This window comes from Priestia sp. SIMBA_032 (genome assembly GCF_046535215.1).
GTDB classification, from domain to species: domain Bacteria; phylum Bacillota; class Bacilli; order Bacillales; family Bacillaceae_H; genus Priestia; species Priestia aryabhattai.
In genome coordinates this window covers 1-468 of the sequence record NZ_JAWRXD010000131.1, presented here as the reverse complement: position 1 = coordinate 468, position 468 = coordinate 1, and the positions used below count along the sequence as shown (strand labels likewise).

The 468-nt window shown below is 35.0% G+C and carries 2 pseudogenes; both read right to left on the bottom strand.

Going from position 1 to position 468, the window contains the following annotated elements:
- Positions 1 to 94 (bottom strand): annotated as a pseudogene (locus SB717_RS40320) (hemolysin XhlA family protein); the annotation flags it as partial.
- Positions 95 to 163: 69 nt separating this feature from the next.
- Positions 164 to 468, bottom strand: a pseudogene (locus SB717_RS33650) (M23 family metallopeptidase); the annotation flags it as partial.

Genomic DNA, 468 nt, shown 5'->3' with positions numbered 1-468 from the left:
TCCGCATTTCTAAACTTCTAATCTCTAATCGTATATCCTTAATATCTTGCCTTATTTCCTGAACATCACCCTTCACCTCTTGTAAACTATCCATTTTACCACCTCTTTCCCACTTCGTACTTGATTAAAAATAAAAAACCACTCATAGAGTAGCTCTTTATTCTCATCGTATATTAAAATGTTCTTCTTGTACCCATGTATTTTGTCCAATATCGATATAACCATCTTTTCTCGCAAAAACGCCATATGGATAAGATCCATCTACATTTCCTTTATAATTTCCATTTGGACCATCATATGTGTTAATGCCATAACCTGCTGGATATTTTGAATAAGCATGGAACCACTCTACTTCAAAGTGCTCTTCTTTCGCCCATGCTTCCCAACCTAGGCACAACATGTTTCCATTTCCACCATACCAAGCAGCTTCTATAATTAAATATGGCATTTTTGTATTAATGACATTAC